General features: G+C 52.2%; 22 protein-coding genes, 12 tRNA genes and 1 rRNA gene. 33 read left to right on the forward strand and 2 right to left on the reverse strand.

Annotation, left to right across the window (positions count from 1 at the left end; translation table 11 throughout):
• Positions 1 to 43 precede the first annotated feature (43 nt).
• From rrf to MKY96_RS00140, 13 genes are all read left to right on the forward strand, one after another.
• A 5S ribosomal RNA gene (gene rrf / locus MKY96_RS00080) occupies positions 44 to 160 on the forward strand.
• A gap of 9 nt (positions 161 to 169) precedes the next feature.
• Positions 170 to 245: transfer RNA gene (locus tag MKY96_RS00085), tRNA-Asn, on the forward strand.
• A 1-nt stretch (position 246) separates the two neighbouring features.
• Positions 247 to 322, forward strand: a tRNA-Thr gene (locus tag MKY96_RS00090).
• A gap of 12 nt (positions 323 to 334) precedes the next feature.
• Positions 335 to 409 (forward strand) — tRNA-Glu (locus MKY96_RS00095).
• A gap of 140 nt (positions 410 to 549) precedes the next feature.
• Positions 550 to 625: transfer RNA gene (locus tag MKY96_RS00100), tRNA-Val, on the forward strand.
• Positions 626 to 678: 53 nt separating this feature from the next.
• Positions 679 to 752 (forward strand) — tRNA-Gln (locus tag MKY96_RS00105).
• Positions 753 to 757: 5 nt separating this feature from the next.
• Positions 758 to 830, forward strand: a tRNA-Lys gene (locus MKY96_RS00110).
• A gap of 16 nt (positions 831 to 846) precedes the next feature.
• Positions 847 to 930, forward strand: a tRNA-Leu gene (locus tag MKY96_RS00115).
• Between the two features lie 7 nt (positions 931 to 937).
• Positions 938 to 1,012: transfer RNA gene (locus tag MKY96_RS00120), tRNA-Gly, on the forward strand.
• A gap of 6 nt (positions 1,013 to 1,018) precedes the next feature.
• Positions 1,019 to 1,095: transfer RNA gene (locus tag MKY96_RS00125), tRNA-Arg, on the forward strand.
• A gap of 131 nt (positions 1,096 to 1,226) precedes the next feature.
• Positions 1,227 to 1,300: transfer RNA gene (locus tag MKY96_RS00130), tRNA-Pro, on the forward strand.
• A 17-nt stretch (positions 1,301 to 1,317) separates the two neighbouring features.
• Positions 1,318 to 1,391: transfer RNA gene (locus tag MKY96_RS00135), tRNA-Gly, on the forward strand.
• Between the two features lie 17 nt (positions 1,392 to 1,408).
• A tRNA-Pro gene (locus MKY96_RS00140) sits at positions 1,409 to 1,482 on the forward strand.
• Between the two features lie 80 nt (positions 1,483 to 1,562).
• Here MKY96_RS00140 and MKY96_RS00145 read toward each other — a convergent pair.
• Positions 1,563 to 1,976, reverse strand: coding sequence for an ImmA/IrrE family metallo-endopeptidase (locus MKY96_RS00145; protein WP_340937755.1), 414 nt, complete (start codon positions 1,974 to 1,976; stop codon positions 1,563 to 1,565).
• 45 nt (positions 1,977 to 2,021) lie between these two features.
• Positions 2,022 to 2,462 carry a helix-turn-helix domain-containing protein gene (locus MKY96_RS00150; protein ID WP_340937756.1) on the reverse strand — a complete coding sequence of 147 codons (441 nt, stop codon included), beginning with the start codon at positions 2,460 to 2,462 and terminating at the stop codon, positions 2,022 to 2,024.
• Between the two features lie 301 nt (positions 2,463 to 2,763).
• Between MKY96_RS00150 and MKY96_RS00155 the strand changes: the two genes are divergently transcribed.
• The 20 genes from MKY96_RS00155 to MKY96_RS00250 all read left to right on the forward strand — a co-directional run bounded on the left by MKY96_RS00155 (position 2,764) and on the right by MKY96_RS00250 (position 17,583).
• Positions 2,764 to 3,252 carry an ArpU family phage packaging/lysis transcriptional regulator gene (locus tag MKY96_RS00155; protein ID WP_445671458.1) on the forward strand — a complete coding sequence of 163 codons (489 nt, stop codon included), beginning with the start codon at positions 2,764 to 2,766 and terminating at the stop codon, positions 3,250 to 3,252.
• Between the two features lie 468 nt (positions 3,253 to 3,720).
• Positions 3,721 to 4,143: a phage tail terminator family protein gene (locus MKY96_RS00160; protein WP_076081827.1), complete on the forward strand. Its 423-nt coding sequence runs from the start codon at positions 3,721 to 3,723 to the stop codon at positions 4,141 to 4,143.
• Complete coding sequence (locus MKY96_RS00165; RefSeq protein WP_340937757.1) at positions 4,140 to 4,346, forward strand: hypothetical protein; 207 nt, start codon at positions 4,140 to 4,142, stop codon at positions 4,344 to 4,346. The genes MKY96_RS00160 and MKY96_RS00165 overlap by 4 nt, the downstream gene beginning before the upstream one ends.
• Positions 4,346 to 5,668, forward strand: coding sequence for a phage tail sheath family protein (locus tag MKY96_RS00170; protein WP_340937758.1), 1,323 nt, complete (start codon positions 4,346 to 4,348; stop codon positions 5,666 to 5,668). The genes MKY96_RS00165 and MKY96_RS00170 overlap by 1 nt, the downstream gene beginning before the upstream one ends.
• Position 5,669: 1 nt before the next feature.
• The gene (locus MKY96_RS00175) at positions 5,670 to 6,140 is read left to right on the forward strand and encodes a phage tail tube protein (RefSeq protein ID WP_340937760.1); all 471 of its coding nucleotides are present in this window, start codon (positions 5,670 to 5,672) and stop codon (positions 6,138 to 6,140) included.
• Positions 6,141 to 6,306: 166 nt separating this feature from the next.
• Positions 6,307 to 6,729, forward strand: coding sequence for a phage tail assembly chaperone (locus MKY96_RS00180; protein ID WP_036696211.1), 423 nt, complete (start codon positions 6,307 to 6,309; stop codon positions 6,727 to 6,729).
• Between the two features lie 276 nt (positions 6,730 to 7,005).
• Positions 7,006 to 8,886 carry a hypothetical protein gene (locus MKY96_RS00185; protein ID WP_340937762.1) on the forward strand — a complete coding sequence of 627 codons (1,881 nt, stop codon included), beginning with the start codon at positions 7,006 to 7,008 and terminating at the stop codon, positions 8,884 to 8,886.
• Between the two features lies 1 nt (position 8,887).
• The gene (locus tag MKY96_RS00190) at positions 8,888 to 9,634 is read left to right on the forward strand and encodes a LysM peptidoglycan-binding domain-containing protein (RefSeq protein WP_340937763.1); all 747 of its coding nucleotides are present in this window, start codon (positions 8,888 to 8,890) and stop codon (positions 9,632 to 9,634) included.
• 12 nt (positions 9,635 to 9,646) lie between these two features.
• Positions 9,647 to 10,609: an XkdQ/YqbQ family protein gene (locus MKY96_RS00195; RefSeq protein ID WP_340937765.1), complete on the forward strand. Its 963-nt coding sequence runs from the start codon at positions 9,647 to 9,649 to the stop codon at positions 10,607 to 10,609.
• 5 nt (positions 10,610 to 10,614) lie between these two features.
• On the forward strand, positions 10,615 to 10,908 hold the full coding sequence (locus MKY96_RS00200; RefSeq protein WP_209879675.1) for a DUF2577 domain-containing protein: 294 nt from the start codon (positions 10,615 to 10,617) through the stop codon (positions 10,906 to 10,908).
• Positions 10,905 to 11,333, forward strand: coding sequence for a DUF2634 domain-containing protein (locus MKY96_RS00205; protein ID WP_340937768.1), 429 nt, complete (start codon positions 10,905 to 10,907; stop codon positions 11,331 to 11,333). Before MKY96_RS00200 ends, MKY96_RS00205 begins: the two co-directional genes overlap by 4 nt.
• Complete coding sequence (locus tag MKY96_RS00210; RefSeq protein WP_340937770.1) at positions 11,326 to 12,384, forward strand: baseplate J/gp47 family protein; 1,059 nt, start codon at positions 11,326 to 11,328, stop codon at positions 12,382 to 12,384. The genes MKY96_RS00205 and MKY96_RS00210 overlap by 8 nt, the downstream gene beginning before the upstream one ends.
• A 2-nt stretch (positions 12,385 to 12,386) precedes the next feature.
• Positions 12,387 to 12,800: a phosphoglucomutase gene (locus MKY96_RS00215; RefSeq protein WP_340937771.1), complete on the forward strand. Its 414-nt coding sequence runs from the start codon at positions 12,387 to 12,389 to the stop codon at positions 12,798 to 12,800.
• A 1-nt stretch (position 12,801) separates the two neighbouring features.
• Positions 12,802 to 13,824 carry a DUF2793 domain-containing protein gene (locus MKY96_RS00220; RefSeq protein WP_340937773.1) on the forward strand — a complete coding sequence of 341 codons (1,023 nt, stop codon included), beginning with the start codon at positions 12,802 to 12,804 and terminating at the stop codon, positions 13,822 to 13,824.
• Between the two features lie 12 nt (positions 13,825 to 13,836).
• On the forward strand, positions 13,837 to 14,172 hold the full coding sequence (locus MKY96_RS00225) for a hyaluronate lyase N-terminal domain-containing protein (protein WP_340937775.1): 336 nt from the start codon (positions 13,837 to 13,839) through the stop codon (positions 14,170 to 14,172).
• Positions 14,173 to 14,174: 2 nt separating this feature from the next.
• On the forward strand, positions 14,175 to 14,786 hold the full coding sequence (locus tag MKY96_RS00230; protein WP_340937778.1) for a putative phage tail protein: 612 nt from the start codon (positions 14,175 to 14,177) through the stop codon (positions 14,784 to 14,786).
• Between the two features lie 11 nt (positions 14,787 to 14,797).
• The gene (locus MKY96_RS00235; RefSeq protein WP_340937781.1) at positions 14,798 to 16,276 is read left to right on the forward strand and encodes a C1q-like domain-containing protein; all 1,479 of its coding nucleotides are present in this window, start codon (positions 14,798 to 14,800) and stop codon (positions 16,274 to 16,276) included.
• Between the two features lie 14 nt (positions 16,277 to 16,290).
• On the forward strand, positions 16,291 to 16,764 hold the full coding sequence (locus tag MKY96_RS00240; RefSeq protein WP_340937782.1) for an XkdW family protein: 474 nt from the start codon (positions 16,291 to 16,293) through the stop codon (positions 16,762 to 16,764).
• A 56-nt stretch (positions 16,765 to 16,820) separates the two neighbouring features.
• On the forward strand, positions 16,821 to 16,952 hold the full coding sequence (locus tag MKY96_RS00245) for a hypothetical protein (protein WP_340937785.1): 132 nt from the start codon (positions 16,821 to 16,823) through the stop codon (positions 16,950 to 16,952).
• Positions 16,953 to 17,271: 319 nt separating this feature from the next.
• Positions 17,272 to 17,583 (forward strand): hypothetical protein, encoded by a 312-nt coding sequence (locus MKY96_RS00250; RefSeq protein ID WP_340937787.1) that lies wholly within the window; start codon positions 17,272 to 17,274, stop codon positions 17,581 to 17,583.
• Position 17,584: the final 1 nt, after the last annotated feature.

Consider the following 17,584-nt stretch of genomic DNA (forward strand, 5'->3'; position numbering starts at 1 on the left):
TTCAGGAATCAAATTCCTGAAGCATTTACGCTGTAAATGCCCGTTTGGTGGCGATAGCGGAGGGGTTCCACACGTACCCATCCCGAACACGACCGTTAAGCCCTCCAGCGCCGATGGTACTTGGACCGAAGGGTCCTGGGAGAGTAGGACGTTGCCAAGCGGACAATATTCCCTGATAGCTCAGTTGGTAGAGCACTCGACTGTTAATCGAGTTGTCACAGGTTCGAGTCCTGTTCGGGGAGCCATGCTCTCATAGCTCAGCAGGTAGAGTGCTTCCATGGTAAGGAAGAGGTCACCGGTTCGAATCCGGTTGAGAGCTCCACAAATTTTTTAAGGCCCGTTGGTCAAGGGGTTAAGACACCTCCCTTTCACGGAGGTAACATGGGTTCGAATCCCATACGGGTCACCATTTTTTATGGGATGAGAATTCCCTGGGTTCGTTGAAGCATAGGCATCGTAAGGAATACTTCGCAATCTCGTAACGGAGTGAAGAGTATCCCATACGGGTCACCATTTTTAATCAGTACCCTTATTAGTCACCATACATATGGAGGCTTAGCTCAGCTGGGAGAGCATCTGCCTTACAAGCAGAGGGTCGGGGGTTCGAACCCCTCAGCCTCCACCATAATGTTCTTGATATTTGAGGGAGATTGTGGGCATTATATAGGTATCTATTGTAGGGGATTCGCCAAGTGGTAAGGCAACGGACTCTGACTCCGTCATCATAGGTTCGAATCCTATATCCCCTGCCAAATATGAGCCATTAGCTCAGTTGGTAGAGCACCTGACTTTTAATCAGGGTGTCGAAGGTTCGAGTCCTTCATGGCTCACTTTTATTTGATTCATGCGCGTGTGGCGGAATGGCAGACGCACCAGACTTAGGATCTGGCGTCGTAAGACGTGGGGGTTCAAGTCCCTTCACGCGCACCACTTATTTGCGGACGTGGCTCAGCGGTAGAGCATCGCCTTGCCAAGGCGAGGGTCGCGGGTTCGATTCCCGTCGTCCGCTCCATAATTTGCGCCCTTAGCTCAGCTGGATAGAGCGTTTGACTACGAATCAAAAGGTCGGGAGTTCGAATCTCTCAGGGCGCGCCATATTTGCTTCATTGAATTATCTAAGTGTCCTTCAGATTCGAACGAGTTCGTTGGAGCATATGCTTCGATAGGATTACTTCGCAATCGGATGCGTAGCATCCGTATCTCTCAGGGCGCGCCATTTATATTAACGGGATGTAGCTCAGCTTGGTAGAGCACCTGGTTTGGGACCAGGGGGTCGCATGTTCAAATCGTGTCATCCCGATATTTCATTTCACCTGTGCGGGTGTAGTTCAATGGTAGAACTTCAGCCTTCCAAGCTGATAGCGTGGGTTCGATTCCCATCACCCGCTCCATAATAATCTCATAGTTTCGGGATGTAGCTCAGCTTGGTAGAGCACCTGGTTTGGGACCAGGGGGTCGCATGTTCAAATCGTGTCATCCCGATCGAACAGCTTATGGCTGGCCAATGAACTCTTACTGCGGTAAGAGTTTTTTGTTGCGTCATTAAAGGAACATACGTTCCTTTAATCGTCTAAAAAAAAGACAACCTCAGCCGGGATGCCGATCCTTGCATAATAGCTCTGTAGGGACTCATCCTGCTCAATGGCAGTGCCGACCGATAGCAGCTTGACCGCGAACAGGTTAGCCTGCCGCTCCAGCTTGCCTGGCGAGAAATAGGAATTCTCCTCCAGAAAAAAACGGTTGACCCCTTTGTGCAGACGGTCATGCGCGAGTTCATGGGCGCATACGAATCGTTGCCACTCCAGCGGCAGCTGGTTATGAATGACGATGAACCTTCTTCTTAGCTTGCGGTAGTAGAGGCCCTTGGTGCCGTCACCCAGATGCATGAACCGGATGTGAATCCCCAGTGCTTCAGCCAGCTCGAAGGGGCTGCTGCTATTGTATTTTTTGACCAAACGCTTGATTAGTTCATCCATATTCTTCACCCGCAGCATGTTAATAGTAGTTGGATTGCCTGGTATTTACTCTTTACCTGGAGGGTGCTTGGGCTTGGTCCGCTTGTTCATCTGCTTAGCCTCCCAGAACAGGCCGGTTAGTACGTCCTTGATTCGCTGCTTATCCTCCTTGTTCAGGGGAATTCCGTCAAACATCAGCTCACCGTCATCCTCCAGCATTTGGCGGAAGTCCCGCTTATCCTTGCTGGTGGCCCAGGCAGGCACAGTGCCCTCTGTACTGCTCTCAGTCTCGGTTAAATAACCGGCATGGCCCATCAGCTCCTCGTAAGACACATCGGTCGCTTCAGCAATCTTACGCAGGGTAGCCGGCTTGGGGACACCCCGTAATCCATTCTCGATTCGTGAGATTTGGGCTCCACTGATACCGGCAAGCGCTGCCAGCTGATTAATGGTCAATCCCTTTCCTTCCCGAAGCTGTCTCAGATAGTATCCGAATTCCTCTGCCATCGATAACCACTCCTTATCCCTAATCACCTAAAAAGCTGTTGTACTTACTATAAGCTATTTATGCCAATAGGTAAACAATAAAGAGTCTATTATTGCCAAAAGGTAAGAATGGGCATGCATTTAGCTTGTTTATGCTGCAAAACGGGCGAAAATGAGGTTTTACTGAATTGGTAGATAAGTGGTATATTATGAAAAAAGGCGAACACTATACGAACAAGTAGAATTTTAACACATTTGACCGGAAAGGTCCGCAACAAAGTTCTTAAATCTGTATAACATCTAAGGAGTGGTATAAATGATGATGATTCTATCTTCGCTGCCCGAGCTTGACCGCCGCCGGACTCAGGTCACTATAGAGAATATGCTGGAGAAGTACCGGATTTTCAAATCTGTAACGTTTGAGGCTAAAGAGGCCGGGATTACGTACTCCTATACGGAACGGTTCCATGGCGCAACCCATACGGTTACTGATCAGACAGCAGCAATTGCCACGCATAATGTAGATGTGCCTGCTGCAAGACGGGCATACTGTGCTGTGATCGATTCGGTTGTAGAGCGGCTTACCCAGAGGGAACAGCAACTGGTGCGGGAGAGATACATGCGCAGGGAGGAGAGCTACGATTACACTATCTATAATCATGTGTTCGATCCCCCGGTGAGCAAGGATACTTATGTGAAGATAAGGTCGAAGGCGTTCTATAAGATGGCGCTGGCGCTCGCTGATCTGCAGCTGCTGTCTCTGGCCACGCTCACGAAGACCCCGGCTGGAGGGAACCTGCCGAAGGGGTAGAAATGTTTTGGACACAAAATGCAGACTCCATATGTAATCAGATGGCCGTATTGCCCGCCGGGGTGATACGGTCTTTTTGCATGAGCTTATATGTTCTGGCGGCCTCGCCGTATATTGAACCCTTCCATTTAAGCAGGACGTGCAGGAGAGACGGGGCTAAGAGCGGGGAACGTCGTGAACCATCCCTTTTTCCACCGGAAGTTATCGTTAACTCCTCTGTAAAAGCGCCTGCGCAAGGTCTCAGGGGGTCTATGATTATAACATGGCAAATGAAGCAGAAGGACACCGCAGGAGCATGAATGCTCCACCTCATCGAAGCCTACAACAGGCTGGCAGACAAGCGCGGTGAAAGCTCCTTCGGTCATTGCCGGATACAAGACGGGTCCTATTCTTCCTGAATCGAATCCGTGGGTGACTTCAAGAAAGGCAGGAGGGATTACCACATCTAATCATGAGAGGAATGAAATCATGACGGTACAACATCTACGGGGAAATATCACTGCTGCGCTGGGGCAGTTTTTCCCGGATATTCCTGTCTATGTGGAAGGGGATAAGCCGCAGTCAGCCTACTTCAGGCTGGAGCTGCTCTCGGCAACCTACGACAGGCAGCGTGAAGGCAGATACATGGCGGTCTACCGCTTCGGTATCCGCTATGAGCAAGGCAGTCTGCTGGATGCAGAGGCTATAGCTGACGGGCTCTGTGAGGCGCTGGATGCAAGAGAAAGTGTAAACCCCGCTTATCGGGTGGTGCGCCAGTCCTGGGTGGCCGGAGCAGAGGAACGGGGAGCGCTGTTCACCGTGGACTATATGCTCTATCTCCAGAAGCAGAAGCAGCCGGAGGAAGAGGCAGAGCTGATGGGACACTTCACAGAAGGGGCGCGGCTGAAATGAGTTCTATGGAAATGAAGGTAAGTGAACGGGAACGCGGCTGCGGGGGACCGGATGCTTTTGGAAAGAAGCAGATGATGAAGTCCGCTCTATTTGCGCCGCGGGAAAAGGATGTACTGGAGGTAGTTCTGCAAGAGGACGGGAGCTACACCTTGGAAGAGGCTAAGCATTTAATGGAGCTGTATCTAAATAAGGAGGTTATCTAATGGCTGGAGGAACATGGACAACACAAAACAAGGTACGTCCGGGGGTATACGTAAATGTAGCCTCGAACGGCATTGTGGCAGGTAAAATGGGGGAACGCGGTACGGCTGCTTTGGCGCTTGCACTGCCTTGGGGACCAGCGGGCGTCATTGTAAAGCTTACGGCTCAGGATGATTTCCAGCACAAGCTGGGCTACGATCTGACGGCTGCAGAGCTGCTGCCGGTGAGAGAGGTGTTGAAGCGGGCAGGCACACTGTTGCTCTACCGTCTGAATCAAGGTGTGAAGGCTGCTGTGACCAATAACGGAGTTCAGGCGACTGCGCTGTATGGCGGAGAACGCGGGAATGCGCTTAAGGTAGTGATCGAGAAAAATATCGATGACACTAACCAGTTCGATGTCCGGACGCTGCTTGATGGGGCCGAGGTGGACAAGCAGACGGTAAGCTCTGCTTCCAGCTTGGCTGCGAATGCTTATGTAGAATTTAAGCCTAGTGAATCCGGTGCACTGACGGTGACAGCCGGGTTGCCGCTCTCGGGAGGTGCAAATGGAACGGTCACGAATGCGGAGCATAGTGCGTTCTTGTCGGCGCTGGAGGTTCAGGATTTCCAGACTGTGGGTCTCGTGTCACAGGATAACACGCTGAAGTCCCTGTATAGCGCCTATGTGAAGCGTCTGCGTAATACGGAAGGCAAGAAGGTGCAGGCAGTCTTGTCCGATTACGCTACGGCTGACCATGAAGGCATTATCAGTGTGGCGAACGGTGTTGTTTTGAGTGATGGAACGGTAGTGGATAAAGCTCATGCCGTGGCTTGGGTTGCTGGTGCTACTGCCGCTGCTGCGGTGAATGAATCCCTGACTTATCAGGCCTATGACGATGCTGTAGATGCAGATGTGCGTTTCAGCCATTCCGAGACCGTAGAGGCGCTTACAGACGGAGAGCTGCTATTTACCTATAGCGGAGGCCGGGCAGTAGTGGAGCAGGACATTAACACGTTCACCTCCTTCTCAACAGACAAAGGCAAGGCCTTCTCCAAGAACCGCGTGCTGCGTGTGCTGGATGGGATCGCTGGTGATTTGAAGCGGATTTTTGAGAGCTACTTCATTGGAAAATTGCCGAATAACGAGGACGGGCGCGCGCTCTTCTGGTCGCAGTGCGTCACTTATATGAATGATCTGCAGAACCTCGGGGCGATTGAGAACTTCAATGCGCAGAGCGACATTGTAGTGACTCCTGGAGCGGACAGCGACAGCGTAGTGCTGGAGGTAGCGGTGAAGCCGGTGGATTCCGTAGAAAAAGTATATATGAAAGTGAAGGTGGTCTAAGATGACATTCTTGAGAGCCAGCGATACGCTGTCCGGCCAGGAGGGCCGGGCGTATGCCACGATTAACGGACAGACAGAAGAAATGTTCTATGTTAAAACCCTGGAAGCCACTGTAGAGAAGCAGAAGGCGGAAGTGAAGACGCTTGGACGCCGCGGGGTGCAGCATAAGGCGACCGGCTGGTCGGGCAGCGGTACGATGACGATTTTCTATATGACGAGCCGTTTCCGCCAGATGATGCTGGAGTACATGAAGACCGGGATTGACCAATACTTCAGCATTATCGTAACCAATGAAGATCCGTCCTCAACCGTGGGCGCCCAGCGCATCATGCTGAAGGATGTCAACCTGGACAGTGTCATTATGGCTTCGCTGGATACGGAGTCCGATGCGCTGGAGGAAGAGGTTGCTTTTACCTTCGAGGATGTGGAATTGGTTCAGCCCTTCGCGGCTCCGGCTAATTCCGGCCAATAAAGCTTAAGAGGGTTATTCGCAGGTTGTAAAAGAGTAATTGAATGAATAGGTTCGGGAGGCCCCGCAAAGTATCCGGATAATCATTGGAGCCATAGCCGCTGTGCGGCGGTATTCTGCGACGGGCCTCTTCGTTGCCCTAACAAAATAAGAATCCGGGAGGAACGACATGAGTGAATTAAGTTTATTTTTTGCGCAAAATGCGGCTTGTGATACAACTGAGGAATTTGCGGTCTCGCTGCGGTTCAAGGACAAGGAAGGTAACCCTGCCGTCTGGAAGCTGCGCAGTATGAATGAGGAAGAGAACCAGGAATGCCGTAAGGCGGCTACCCGCAAGGTCAAAGGAAAGAATGGCACCTACACTACGGACATTGATCCCAATGAATATATGGCGAAGCTGATGACGGCAAGCATTGTGCATCCGGATCTGAAAAATACAGAGCTTCAACGCTCCTACGGGGTGATGGGCGCCGAATCGCTGCTGCGAAAAATGCTGCTGCCCGGAGAATTCGCTGCGCTTGGGGAACGGGTACAGGCCCTGAACGGCTTCGCCACCGATATGAACGAGCTGGTGGATGACGTAAAAAACTAATCAACGAGGGCGATGGTGAGGCCAATCTGGCCTATTACGCCCTCCATGAGCTGCATATTCTCCCGCATGAGCTGATGAAGCTCTCCGTCCGCGAACGCGCGGCGATCTATGCCATGATCTCCGTACGCGTGGACAAGGAGAAGCGGGAGCGCGCACGGAGCAAGGGGAAAAAGAGATGAAGGGGGTGAATGAATGGAAATCGATAGCTCCAAAGCAGTCATTATCTCGCGCAGGTCGGTTACGATCTGGAAAGCCGTCCACAAACAAAGCCTGCGGATGAATATTAATCTCGACATGGTTAACCGGTCGGTAAAAGGTTTTCAGGCGGCGGTGAAACGTTCCAGTGAACAAATCATCCGTTCAGAGGATCGGATCATTCAATCCTTGCAACAGATTAATGACACGCTGCTGGAAGGCTTCAAACGGCTGCCTGTCAAAGTGGATGTGTCCAGAACAGTGGTGATGCAGCAAAGCCAAAGGGCTGCGCAATCCCAGCAGTTGGGGGTCCGTATGCTTGAGGCCTCGCCTGCTGTAGAGAAGGCGAAGGAAGAAGAGGCCAAAAAGGTGAACTGGTGGAAAGGGCTTAAAGAAAAAAAGAAAAAGGAAGAAAAAAAGCCTGAGGCGAAGAAAGAGGAGGTAAAACCGCCGGTACCAGAACCAGAGGTTTTACCTAAGCCGAAAATCAATTTGAAGAAAGATCCGGTACCGCCGCCAGTGCCGCCACCACCACCGGTCCCACCGACGCCAAGCGGCGATTCTAAGATCATGAAGTTCCTAAAAACAGCTGATGTGGTAAAGCCTTTTAATGCGATTAAATCCTTCGGAGAGAAGGCGGTGAAGGAGGCCGCACAGCCTGAGGATATTGAAAAATGGAACCAGATGAACAAGAATATTGATCTTGTACTTGGCCAGATTGGCGCTAAAGCGCTCGGCGCTCTGCGGCCTGTAATGGACACCATTAATACGGCGTTAACTTCTGGACAACTAGCGCCGCTTATTGATGCGATGGCTAACGGGTTTCTTTTCATAGCGAATGTGATCTCAATGGTCGTTGACGGGCTATTATGGCTGGCTCAGGTGGTTCAGGATAACTGGGCGTTTATTAAGCCTATCCTTGAAGCGATAGCCATTGTCTTCCTGGCAGCCATGATCGTTCAGGTCTACATGCTAGCTGCCGCCTGGCTGGCGGCGAACTGGCCTATCTTAATAGTCATTGCCGTGATAGCAGTACTATTGATGATTCTGCAGCATCTTGGCGTATCAGCGGGCGAGGTGGTTGGGTTTATCGTGGGATCGTTCTACTATCTGGTTGCAGTTGTGCAGAATATAGCCATTGGTATCCAGAATTTTTTCACTTTGGCAGGCGATGTATTAATTTATATATTTAATTCGGCTGTCAATAAAGTGCAGGGATTCTTTTATGGTCTTGCCGCTGGTGCGCTGGATGTTATGTATAGTATTGCTGTAGGCGCAGAAGGATTTGCCGGAGGATTCATGAAGGTAATGGCTAAGGCTATTCAGTGGGTGCTCGACAAATTCAACTCACTGGTTGATATGCTGAGCAGCATTCCATTCTTCGACACATTAGGGATCAGCAAGGTCAAAATTGATGTAGAGGAACCCGAGACTCCTCATGGTGCCAGTGATATTATTGCTAAATACCGCCAAGGCCTTGAGGTGTATAAACCGGCAGACAAAGTTGTCTTTGAAATGTCCAAGCAGAAAGATTATAAGGATATCAGTGCGGCTTATGATAAGGGTAACCAAATAGGAATCAATGGCATGAACAAATTCATGGATAAGGGACAACAAATGGTGGATAAAGCCACTGAGCTTACTACCCCTAAGTCTCCTAAGAATATTCCGGGAGGTTCTACTGGAATTCTAGCCAATCAAACTGGCAGCCTGAACAACGTCAACAAGGTAGGCGAGGTAGGCAAAATCAGAGATAAGGTCGATATCTCCAGCGATGATCTGGATATGCTGCGGGAGCTGGCGGAGATTCAGTCGATTCAGAATTTTGTCGAGCTGACGCCAACGGTGCAGGTAACAACCGGGAATATTAATAATTCCGGTGATATTGACTCCATCATCACGAAGATCGGGCAAAAGCTGAAAGAGGAGTTCGTCTCTACGGCGCAGGGGGTGTACACGTAACATGGAGGAGTATGGATTCTATCTGAGCTTCAATAATTATGAAGAGGTGATCCGGCTTCCGGTGAACCCTGAGACGCTGGAGATCAAGGAGAACAGCGATGGCAAAAGCTATACGATTGTGGATTTTGGTGAAATCAACGCGATTGCATATCCGAAGCTGACGGAGATTACGATTGAGAGTATGTTCCCGGCACAGTATTATCCGTTCGTGGTGTACACCGGCGAGAATGCAGGCAAGCTGCTGAAGCCCTACGAATACGTGGAGCTGATCCGCAAATGGATGCTCAGCCGCAGGCCGGTCCGGTTTGTTTTCTCAGGGCTGAAATCGGCGAACGTGCAGAATACGCAGACCCCAGATTGGCTGAAGCAGGCCAGGGCGCAGGCACAGCAGACTTTTACCGGGGATATTGGCATTAATATGGCGGTCAGTATCGAGAATTTCTCCTGGAAGCTGAGTGCGGGGTCCTCGGGGGATATCGATTATACACTTGGACTCAAAAAGTATGTGTTCTATCAGGCGTTAGCTGTCAAGGTGGGCAGTACCGGTGAAGTGAAGAAGCAGCAGAAAAGGGCAAGTGAGAAGGCAGCACCTGCTACCTATACGCTCAAAGCCGGGGATACGCTGTGGTCGGTGGCCCAAAAGCTCCTCGGTGACGGCAGTAAATTCAAAACGCTGCAAAAGCTTAACAATATCTCTGACAGCGAACTGAAGAAGCTCAAAGTCGGCAGAGTGATCAAGCTGTCTTAGGAGGCCGTGGCGATGGAATTAATCGTAATTAATAAGGAAGGCGCCATCTGGAATATTGCCGGGATCGTTACGGATATCACGTGGAAAACGACCCGGACCGGCAAGCCTGCGACGCTTGAGCTTACGCTGGTGGACAGCGGGATGTATCAGCATAAGAAGTTCGCGATCAGCAATGGGGATATTGTGCAGTTCCGCAGAGACGGAGTCGATGTATTCTACGGCTTCGTCTTCAGCATCGACACGGGAGCGAATCAGGAGATCAAGCTGACGGCGTACGATCAGATCCGCTATCTGCTGGGCAATGGCAGTTATGTGCTTCAGGACGTTACTGCGGCTGAGGTGATCAGCACCATTGCCAAAGACCGCGGCTTGCGGCTTGGATTACTGGAACCGGCGGAGTACAAGATCCCCTCGCTGATCGAAGACGGCAAGAAGCTGCTCGATATTATTATGGGTGCGGTCGGAAGTGAGCTGCAGTATAAGGGCCAGCTGATGGCGTTCTATGATGATTTCGGCAAGCTGACGCTGCGCAGTCCGCAGTCCATGCTGCTGAAGGTGATTCTGGGGGCAGGCCATTACCTGTATGATTATTCGCTGAAAAAAAGCATCGACGATAATACGTACAATACGATTCTGCTCTATCAGGACAACGAAAAGACCGGCAAACGCGAGTTCTATCCGGTCACAGATAAAGAAAATGTAAAGCGCTGGGGTATCCTGCATCTCTACCAGAAGGCGGACGATAATGCGAATGCTGCGCAGATTCAGGAAAAGGCAGGCAATCTGCTCAAGCAGCATAACCGCGAGAAAGTCAGCCTCTCGGTACAGGCTATTGGCGATATACGGGTGAGGGCGGGGAACTTCATCTATGTGCTGCTGGATGAATTCCAGACGCAGCTGTTCCTGGTGGATCAATGTAGCCATAAAATTTCCGGAGGGGAGCATACGATGTCCCTAGACATTAAGGTGGTGTAGACAACATGCTCGATATTATTAAACAGGCAAGCCTCGGGGCCGTATCCAATACGAATCCGGTGGCTTTGTCTTATGGGACGGTGGTTCTGGCACAGCCGCTGCAGATTCAGGTGGAGCAGCGGCTGCTGCTGACAGGAGCCGCACTGGTTGTGGTTGAATCCGTGATGGAGAGCAAGGCTGTGATCGAAGGCCGGGAGATCCTGCTGCGGCGTGGACTTGAAGCGGGAGACCGCGTGCTGCTCGTGCGGATGCAAGGCGGACAGAGCTATATTGTCCTCGATCGGCTGGTGGATTTATGATTCCGGCAATAGGCAGATCCGGTCCGGTGACGGGAGCGCTGGAAGGGAATGTGACCGCTGCGGGGAATGCTCCGAGCCTGACGTACCGGATGGACTGGGAGCGGGGGCGGATCGGCGGGCGGGTAGACGGGCTCGAAGCGGTGAAGCAGGCAGCAATCAAGGTGCTGCAAACCAGCCGTTATGAGCACCTGATCTATAGCGCGGACTACGGAACGGAGTGGAAGCTGGTGCTGGGTCAGGACAGGCTGCTGGCCCGGCCGGAGCTGCGCCGCCTGATCAGCGATGCGCTGCTCCAGGATGAGCGGATTCAGGCGCTTGAGGAGGTACAGATTCTTTTTGAAGGGGATACGGTTAGCTTCAGCTGTACGGCTGTAACTGTATATGGCGATGTGGAGCTGAGAAAGGAGGGGATTGGCAATGTATGAGGATCAGACGTACGAGGCTCTGCTGGAACGCATGCTGGATCGGGTTCCAGAGGGGCTGGACAAGCGCGAGGGAAGTATTATCTATGATGCGCTTGCGCCGGCAGCTGCCGAAATGGCCCAGATGTATCTGGAGATTGAGGTCAGCAATAATCTGTTTTTCCCGGATACGGCGGACGGTGAATATCTGGAACGAACCATTGCCTGGACAGGACTGAAGCGTCAGCCCGCAGGCAAAGCGCAGCTTGGCGCGAGGTTCTATACCGGCGGCGAACAGCCTCTGGACATTCCGCTGGGCAGCCGTTTCTCCCTGGGACTGCTCCATTATAGTGCTGCGGAGAAGCTTGCTCCCGGGACGTACCGCCTGGAGAGCGAGACTGCCGGGGCTGAGGGGAATCAGTATTCAGGCGTGCTGTTGCCGATTGATTATATCCCTGGACTTGCGCGGGGGGAGGTTACGGGCCTGCTGGTTCCCGGCACGGATGCGGAGACGGATGAAGCGCTGCGGCAGCGGTACTTCGATTCGGCCCGGCGGCCTGCAACGAGCGGCAATAAATATCATTACATGGAGTGGGCACAGCAGATCCAGGGTGTAGGGGGAGCGCGGGTCTTCCCGCTGTGGGCCGGACCGAAGACGGTCAAGGTGGTCATTGTGAACGCGGAGCATCAGCCCGCCTCCCCGCTGCTGGTCTCCCAGGTGCAGCAGTTTATTGATCCTGCGCCGGGCCTTGGCGAGGGCCAGGCTCCGGTGGGCGCGGTGGTGACGGTGGAATCGGCCACAGGCAAGGTGGTTGATGTCTCAGCTAAGGTTACGCTGGCAGCCGGCTATGCGTTGCAGCCGGTTATTCAAGCTTTTACGGCGCTCCTGGAGAAGTATCGTAAGGAGAAGGCTTTTGCCGCTACCTATATCAGTCAATCGGTCATTGGCGCATTGCTGCTGAATACGGAGGGCGTAGTGGACTATAGCGGGCTGAAGCTGAACGGCGGAACGGCAAATATCCCGCTGCTGGAGACAGAAGTGCCGCTGTTCGGCAATGTCGTTCTGGAGGTGTAGGTATGGGATATCCGGAGCAGATCGATGTTTTTCAGGATAAGCTGAACAAAAAGGCAAATGGCGGCAGTCATGTTGTAGAGGAGCAGCTTCGGCTCACAGGTGGTGTATTCAGCGGACTGTTGGCCCACGACAATATTAACAATCAGACGCTGGCCGTGTACACAGGCTCACGCTTCAGCGGGACAGAGGTGCGGAATTATTCGGTCTCTTTCCCGGACGAGGCCCCTTGGCGGCGGCTCATTAACATCTATGCGGATGTGCCCGAAGTCTATGTGACTTACGAGACACCGGGAGACACTGTGGAAGCGGATGATGTGAACCAGTTACAGGGCGGGCTTACGGCTACGCAGCTTGAACTGGAGCGGTATAAACAGGCCGGTCTGATTGACGGCGGATCTTTTAGAAGAGAGGTGTAATATGGCACAGACTATTCAGGTCAAACGCGGTACCCGGGCCGAGCTGTCCACTTACGGGATGCTGAAGGCGGGTGAAATGGGCTTCTGTACAGATACGAAGGAGGTCTATATCGGAGACGGTAGCTCCAACTCCATGGTGGGCCGGGCCTTGTCCGGTCCCGAAGCTTCGCGTCCTGCGGCAGCCTCGGTGGGGCGTCTGTACCTTGTGAGCAGCGGGAGTAACAACGGGTATTTGTATTTCGATGACGGGACCGCCTGGCGGCGGGTTAACGCGCAGAAATTAACAGATGTGAGCGGAACGGTGGACGATATCGCTGACGGCTCCACGTATGCCAAGGTGCTTAAGGCGGATCTTACAGCAGGGCATCCCAATAAAGTGTCGGACGGCACGAATTCGAAGACCGCCGCAGAAATTGCAACGCATCTTAACGATGTCGCGAAGCATAGGGTGATCAACGATGGCGGTTCGACGATTACAGACCTGTGGTCCGCGCAAAAAATCAAAAACGAAATCGAGCTGGCCAAGCATAATATTGAGCCGCAGGCTTCGGTGAAGGATCAGCACCTGACGGCTCCGCCAGGAAGTCCTGTGGAAGCAGACCGGTATATTATTCCTTCCGGTGCTACCGGTGTCTGGGCGGGTAAAACCAATCAGATTGCAGAATATGCCGCAGGTAGCTGGACTTATTATGTTCCGGCTGTCGGCTGGACGGCTTATGTGGACGATGAGCAGAAAATCTACAGCTGGAACGGGAGCGCCTGGGTGCGGACGGGCGGCGCGCTACAGACGATCACGGCTGGAAATGGTCTTACCGGCGGCGGGCAGGCGGATAGTGTCACACTGACCGTCGGGGCAGGCAATGGGATCACTGTCGGCTCAACCAGTGTTGCGGCCAAGCCGGGTAAGGGAATTCTGGTCAACTCGACTGGCATCGAGGTCAACATCGACGGTTCGAGTATCGTCTACGATCCGGCCAATGGCAACCAGCTCACGGTAAGCACTATCGACGGCGGAACATTCTAGGAGGCGGTGACCATGGCACGGAAGACTTTGATTCAAATCCGCCGCGGCCTGGAGAGTGCGCTGGGTACGCTGGCCGCAGGCGAGCTGGGCTACTGCACAGATAGCGGCAAGCTGTTCATCGGCAGCGGCAGCAGCAATATGCTGCTGGCGGCAGGCCAAAGCACAGGCGATATGCTGAAAAGCATCTACGACACGAATAACAACGGCAAGGTCGATTATGCCCAGGCCGCGGATACAGTTCCGTGGTCAGGTGTGGACGGCAAGCCTGCTGTATTCGCTCCGGCTGCACATACCCATGATTATCTGTCCAAAGGTCCGCTGACCTGGAATCAGCTGAAGGGGGTGTAGCTGTGGCTTATGGAGACAGTATATATGGCCTTTTGGCTTATTCGGCAGATGGAGTGACGGGGGAGGGGCCGGAGATTATCGCCCCTGATCTGATGAAGTACCTGCCCGATTATTATCAGGGCGTGCCTGAGATGGAGGCTGTGCAGGCCAGCGCAGGTAGAGCCTGCGGTGAAGTGGCTTACGCCATGGCCGACAGTGACGATCAGAAGACGCTGGAGTCGGCTACCTGGGGACTGTCCCGCTGGGAGCGGATGCTGGGGCTGGCCTCGGATACGAACAAGTCCTACGCCACCCGGCGGGAGATGATCAAGGCCAAGCTGCGGGGCAGTGGAACAACTACGCCGGAGATGATCCGGCGGACGGCGTCTGCTTTTTCCGGGGGAGATGTGGAGGTCGTGGAGGTGCCCGGAGCGTATAGCTTCGAGGTCCGCTTCGTCGGCACGCTGGGCATCCCGGCCAATATGGCGGGTCTGATTCAGATCATGGAAGAGATTAAACCGGCCCATCTGGACTATAGCTTCGTGTACAGCTACACCTGGTGGGATTCCTTGAAGTCCCTCACCTGGAACGGTGCGCACGGCAAGACCTGGAACGAACTAAGAGTATATGAATAGGAGTGTGAGCGATGAAAACAACGGGTAATCTGGGGCTGAAAAAGCCCGATGGTACAGACATTGTAGATATCACCGACCTGAACGGCAATATGGATATTCTGGACACCGCCGTCAAGACCGCGCAGGATCACGCCGCGGATGCGGTCAAGCACATCACAGCCGCGGAGCGTACGGCATGGAACGCCAAGGCGTCTACGTCGGTTGCGACCACGACTGCTGCGGGGCTGATGGCTGGAGCAGACAAGTCGAAGCTGGATAGCGTGGCGCAGGGGGCTAATAATTATGTGCATCCTTCCACGCACTCGCCATCGGTCATCGTCCAGGACTCGTCCAACCGCTTCGTAACCGATGCAGAGAAGACGGCCTGGAATGGCAAGGCGAATCTAGTGACCACACCGCAGCAGACTACGGCGGATATTACCTATTACGTCCGGACGGATGGAAATGATGGGAATACGGGGCTTGCGAATACGGCGGGTGGGGCGTTTCGGACGATACAGAAGGCGATTAGTATGTTGCCGCAACTATGCAATCATCAAATCTTAATAAATGTTGCTGCTGGAACCTATGCCGAGAACGTATCTATAGATAATTTTAAAGGCAGAATTTCTTTACAGGCAGGGAATACAGCTGTAGGTGAAACGAATGTTCAATCTATCACATTCTCAAGATGTTTAGGAAGACTGGAAGCTAACGGATTTACAGGTACTTCAAACACTGTCAGTGCTTTTGCTGCTCTTTACTCTCAACAGGTTATATTCACAACATGCTGGACAACAGCAGGTGCATCGCAAAATGCCGTTGAGTTTACCTTTAGTTCGGGGCGTGTTCAGGGCGGATCTTACTCGAATAGAGCAAACGCAATTGTTGCTGCCTGGGGTAGCAACATATACGTTAACGAAGTGGGGGGGACGGGAAATGCAGGTTACGGACTTCTAGCGATAAGGTCTTCTCATATTGGTGCTGAAACAGCCACGCATCCTACTGGTGTAGTTGATCAATGGGCTTCTAGTGGGAGTACAATCGTAACAAGCGGTGGTGGTGTTGTTAATCCTTGGGGGGATAACACTCATATCTCAAGACCCATCGTATGGGCTGGAGTAGCTACCGATCATCCTATGGCTGCTAATACTTGGACACTTATAAAATATGCTGGTGTTTCTACAAACCAACTTGGAGCTTATAACGGAACGACAGGCGTATTTACCTCCCCACAAACAGGGTGGTACAAAATTAAAGTTTCTGGTTTAGTGACAAGTGTTCCAGCAACAGTTCAATGTCAGTTAAGAGTTGTTCAAAATGGCTCTACGGGTTATGTAGTTGATGTGAGAAATGCTGGCTCTGTCAATATGCATGTACTTCTAGCAGGAGAGGTGATGCTTTATCTTCCTCAAGGAGAATACTTTTATATTCAGACTTGGGCCAGCCAAGGGCAGAACTTCTCAGGAGGAAATGATGTAACCAGATTAGAAGTGGTCAGAGTAGCATAAAAGGAGGATTAAGAATGAATATCCCTGCGGTAATTAATTTTATGTATCCAAATGTGGACATGTTAAAAGACTTCGAAGTATGGGACAATGGCCCGGAACCCGTCCTGCGGCCGGGAGCCGAAACTAAGGGGCGGGTCCGCTACGAGATCAAGCCGCCAGATACAGGCGAACAACCCGTAGAGGGCGTCCACTACCGTAACGGCATCAACTATAACCTGCTGACCGAAGGCGAGGATTATGATCTGGTGGAACGCGGGCCGTATATTGCGGTCTGGAAGCTGGATGTGCCGCAGCCGACAGAGGAGGAATTGCAGGCAGCCTGGGAAGCGTACCAGGACGCTGAGGCGAACAAGCCGCCGGTGCTGACGGATATGGAGCAACTGCAGCAAGAGAATGTGATGCTGAGAGCGCAGAATCAAGCACTCACCGAGCGTGCGGATTTTATTGAGGATATTATTGCTGAAATGGCAGCCCAAGTCTATTCTTAAACGTTCGGCTGGTTTGCTTAAGCTGTTCACATATTAATAGAAAGGTGGTGAGAGCAATGGCATTATTTTTTGCACAACGCGTCACGCTGGGGAAGACGAAGTATAGCCAGGTCCCCTCTACGCTGAAGCCTGCCGTTAAGGAGATTCTGGTAGAGAATGGACTTTCGTTCCTTATAACTGAAGAGTAGATTGCCAGAGGCGCCGCTCAGGGCGTTTTTATTTTGCCCTCGGACCCGTCCGGGGGCTATATGAGAAGCACTGAAGAAATAAACAAAAAGCAAAAGAAGCGGAGGGGAAATTTGGAACTGTAGGAGCGGTAGCGACCGCCTTTGTCTGCGGATTTCAACCGTTAGAAACGGTATAAAATCATGAAATCTGCGGACAACAGCGGCCGGAAGTCCAAATGTTCACCGCAGTGACGATGAAGCTTAAAGTTTAAATCTTAAGTGTGTCTTATATAACTACTTTAATAACTATTTTAATAACCACACAGAAGGGAGTGAAGCAATGGACAGCAACGATGTAGCGAGTCTGGAGAAGCTGCTGCCGCTTGCGGATAAGTATGGACTGGCTTATATCATCGCTCTGATTCTGCTCATGATTATGCTTGTGCTTTTGCGGTCAATTGTGAAGGGGAATCTGGTGCCGCGTGAACTGCTGGAGCGTGCTGAGGAGGACCGGGACAGGCTGCAGAATATCCTCGACAAAGAGCGGTCAGACTTCATGGCACCCACGCTTGAAGTCTTGCAGCGCTTGAAAATAGACCATTCCGCAAACAGCCACACCAGTAGCACTAATGAAGAAGACAGGGGGGGATAAC

The organism is Paenibacillus sp. FSL R7-0302 (genome assembly GCF_038006885.1).
Lineage (GTDB): Bacteria > Bacillota > Bacilli > Paenibacillales > Paenibacillaceae > Paenibacillus_AQ.

Bases quoted from the DNA above. Each gene is read 5' to 3' on its own strand.
- MKY96_RS00145 (WP_340937755.1), bottom strand. From the start codon at position 1,976: ATGGATGAACTAATCAAGCGTTTGGTCAAAAAATACAATAGCAGCAGC.
- MKY96_RS00150 (WP_340937756.1), bottom strand. From the start codon at position 2,462: ATGGCAGAGGAATTCGGATACTATCTGAGACAGCTTCGGGAAGGAAAG.
- MKY96_RS00155 (WP_445671458.1), top strand. From the start codon at position 2,764: ATGATTCTATCTTCGCTGCCCGAGCTTGACCGCCGCCGGACTCAGGTC.
- MKY96_RS00160 (WP_076081827.1), top strand. From the start codon at position 3,721: ATGACGGTACAACATCTACGGGGAAATATCACTGCTGCGCTGGGGCAG.
- MKY96_RS00165 (WP_340937757.1), top strand. From the start codon at position 4,140: ATGAGTTCTATGGAAATGAAGGTAAGTGAACGGGAACGCGGCTGCGGG.
- MKY96_RS00170 (WP_340937758.1), top strand. From the start codon at position 4,346: ATGGCTGGAGGAACATGGACAACACAAAACAAGGTACGTCCGGGGGTA.
- MKY96_RS00175 (WP_340937760.1), top strand. From the start codon at position 5,670: ATGACATTCTTGAGAGCCAGCGATACGCTGTCCGGCCAGGAGGGCCGG.
- MKY96_RS00180 (WP_036696211.1), top strand. From the start codon at position 6,307: ATGAGTGAATTAAGTTTATTTTTTGCGCAAAATGCGGCTTGTGATACA.
- MKY96_RS00185 (WP_340937762.1), top strand. From the start codon at position 7,006: ATGAATATTAATCTCGACATGGTTAACCGGTCGGTAAAAGGTTTTCAG.
- MKY96_RS00190 (WP_340937763.1), top strand. From the start codon at position 8,888: ATGGAGGAGTATGGATTCTATCTGAGCTTCAATAATTATGAAGAGGTG.
- MKY96_RS00195 (WP_340937765.1), top strand. From the start codon at position 9,647: ATGGAATTAATCGTAATTAATAAGGAAGGCGCCATCTGGAATATTGCC.
- MKY96_RS00200 (WP_209879675.1), top strand. From the start codon at position 10,615: ATGCTCGATATTATTAAACAGGCAAGCCTCGGGGCCGTATCCAATACG.
- MKY96_RS00205 (WP_340937768.1), top strand. From the start codon at position 10,905: ATGATTCCGGCAATAGGCAGATCCGGTCCGGTGACGGGAGCGCTGGAA.
- MKY96_RS00210 (WP_340937770.1), top strand. From the start codon at position 11,326: ATGTATGAGGATCAGACGTACGAGGCTCTGCTGGAACGCATGCTGGAT.
- MKY96_RS00215 (WP_340937771.1), top strand. From the start codon at position 12,387: ATGGGATATCCGGAGCAGATCGATGTTTTTCAGGATAAGCTGAACAAA.
- MKY96_RS00220 (WP_340937773.1), top strand. From the start codon at position 12,802: ATGGCACAGACTATTCAGGTCAAACGCGGTACCCGGGCCGAGCTGTCC.
- MKY96_RS00225 (WP_340937775.1), top strand. From the start codon at position 13,837: ATGGCACGGAAGACTTTGATTCAAATCCGCCGCGGCCTGGAGAGTGCG.
- MKY96_RS00235 (WP_340937781.1), top strand. From the start codon at position 14,798: ATGAAAACAACGGGTAATCTGGGGCTGAAAAAGCCCGATGGTACAGAC.
- MKY96_RS00240 (WP_340937782.1), top strand. From the start codon at position 16,291: ATGAATATCCCTGCGGTAATTAATTTTATGTATCCAAATGTGGACATG.
- MKY96_RS00245 (WP_340937785.1), top strand. From the start codon at position 16,821: ATGGCATTATTTTTTGCACAACGCGTCACGCTGGGGAAGACGAAGTAT.
- MKY96_RS00250 (WP_340937787.1), top strand. From the start codon at position 17,272: ATGGACAGCAACGATGTAGCGAGTCTGGAGAAGCTGCTGCCGCTTGCG.